Source organism: Paracoccus sp. S4493, from assembly GCF_000967735.1.
Taxonomy (GTDB): domain Bacteria; phylum Pseudomonadota; class Alphaproteobacteria; order Rhodobacterales; family Rhodobacteraceae; genus Paracoccus; species Paracoccus marcusii.
In genome coordinates this window covers 1-2466 of the sequence record NZ_JXYF01000085.1, presented here as the reverse complement: position 1 = coordinate 2466, position 2466 = coordinate 1, and the positions used below count along the sequence as shown (strand labels likewise).

The 2466-nt window shown below is 67.2% G+C and carries 1 protein-coding gene and 1 pseudogene; both read left to right on the top strand.

The window, feature by feature from the left end; all coding sequences use genetic code 11:
* Positions 1-2003: TonB-dependent siderophore receptor (locus TW83_RS12470; protein WP_045983105.1), on the top strand; the 2003-nt coding region annotated here is incomplete at its 5' end.
* A pseudogene (locus TW83_RS12465) lies at positions 1997-2466 on the top strand (iron-siderophore ABC transporter substrate-binding protein); the annotation flags it as partial. The gene TW83_RS12470 and the pseudogene TW83_RS12465, both read left to right, overlap by 7 nt.

Genomic DNA, 2466 nt, shown 5'->3' with positions numbered 1-2466 from the left:
AGCCGATCCTGCTGGACGAGATCGTGCTGACAGCGTCCTCGGACGCGTCCGTCCAGGCGGACGGCTATGTCGGCGGACAGGCGCAGGTCGCCACGAAATCGAACACCCCCGTGGCCGAGACGCAGCAGTCGATCTCGGTCGTGACCAGCCAGCAGATCGAGGATCAGGGCGCGCAGACCCTGGGCCAGGCGCTGAACTACACCGCGGGCGTCGTGGGCCAGCCCTTCGGCGCGGACCCCCGTTTCGACAGCCCCACCGTGCGCGGCTTCGAGGCGCGCGGTTCGCAATACGTCAACGGCCTGCGCCAGTTGCGCGATTTCGGATCGCCTGCCTTCGAGGTCTATGGCCTGCAGCAGGTCGAGGTTCTCAAGGGCCCGAATTCGTCCCTTTACGGGGCCGGGTCGCCCGCCGGGATCATCAACCAGGTTCAGAAGCGCGCACAGGATTTCGACTTTTCGGAAGCGGGTCTGGGCTATGACAGCAATGACAGCGCGCAGACCTTCTTCGACCTGAACCGCGTGGCAAGCCCGACCCTGTCCTGGCGCCTGACCGGCATCCTGCGCGACAGCAAGACGCAGATCCGCGAACTGACCAACGAACGCGGATATCTGGGCGCGGCGCTGCGCTATGCTCCCGACGACGCGACGACCGTGGACGTGATCGCGTCCTATACCAAGGACGCGCCCATCTCGCCCCCCGGCGTACCCTTTGCGCTGACGCAGACCGGCGACGGCAAGGCCCTGCGCGACACCTATTTCGGAGAACCGGGCTTCGACGACAGCGACCGCGATATGGCGAACCTGGGCATCGAGATCAGTCACCAGATGGACAACGGCTGGACCCTGTCGCAGGGCTTCCGGGCCGAACGGTTCGACTGGACCTATACCGGACATTATGTCAGCGGCCTGACCGACGACGGCCTGTCGGTCACGCGCGGCGCGAATTTCCAGAACGAATCCACGACAGGCCTGAACCTGGACACCCGCCTGTCGAACAGCATCACCACCGGCAGCGTGACCCATGACCTGCTCTTGGGGCTGGACATCCGGCAGTACGATGCCGACACGACAACGCAGTTCTTCTTCGGCCAGCCCATCGACGTTTCCGACCCGGTCTATGGCGGGCTGCCTGCGACGCCGGCCTGGTACACCAGCATCTCCGACATCAGCCAGAAGCAGGTCGGCCTCTATGCCCAGGACGAGATCACCGTCGGTAACTGGCGCGGCAGCCTGGCCATCCGTCAGGATTGGACCGAACAGACGGGGACGAAGTTCACGAACTTTGACGGCGACACCCCCATCGACCAGTCCGACAGCGCGACCACGGGCCGAGTTGGCCTGGGCTATGTCCTGGCGAACGGCGTGATGCCCTATGCCAGCTATTCGACCTCGTTCGACCCGACCATTGGCATCGACGACACCACTGGAGAGACGCTGGACCCGACCGAGGGCAAGCAGTGGGAAGTTGGGGTCAAGTATCAGCCCGCGGGCTTTGACGGGCTGTTCAGCGCCGCCGTCTATGACCTGACCCAACAGAACCTGGTGCGCAACCTGGGCCAGGGGCGCCGCCGCCAGGTGGGCGAGGTTCGCTCCAAGGGGTTGGAGCTGGAGGCCACCGCCGCACTGAGCGCCGCATGGGACCTGCGCGCCAGCTATGCCTTCAACGAGACCGAGCAGAAGGGCGGCCCAGAGGACGGGCTGGAAATGCCCAACGCGCCGCGCCATCTGGCCAGCCTGTGGCTGGACCGCGATTTCGGGAACGGGCTGCGCGCCGGGGGCGGCATCCGCCATATCGGCGAACGCAAGGGCGATTTCGGGAACACGTTCGACCTGGACAGCGTCACCCTGGTCGATCTGGCCGCGACCTATACCCGCGGCAACATCGAGGCCAGCGTGAACCTGAACAACGTCACCGACGAGGTCTATCTCGCCAATTGCGGCTCCTTCGGCTGCTACTACGGCGAAGGGCGCAGCGTCGCCGCCAAGGTCGCCTACACGTGGTAGGGCGCGGGGCCATATCGCCCCGGCCCGACCGCCGCGCCTTTCTGACCGCCGCCGGCATCCTGCTGGCGGCGGGCCTGCCTTTGCGCGCAGAGGCGGGCCCGCGCCTGGCCGCGATTGACTGGGCGATGCTGGAGACCGCGACCGCCCTGGGCCACATGCCGGTCGCCGCGGCCGAGCTGATCCGCTTTCGCGCCGATGTGGGCGTCCCCGCCATCCCCGACACGGTCACCGATCTGGGCCTGCGCGGCGCGCCGAACTTTGAACTGCTGCAGCTGGTCCGCCCGACGCTGATCCTCAGCTCTCCCTACTACACCCGCTATCAGGCGCGGATGGAGGCGATCGCCCCGGTCCTGTCCCTGCCCTTCTATCAGCCGGGCGCGGCGCCGCTGCCCAAGGCGATGGACGCGCTGGACGCGCTGGCGCGGCAGATCGGCGATCCCGCCGCGGGCGGCCGGGCGCGGGC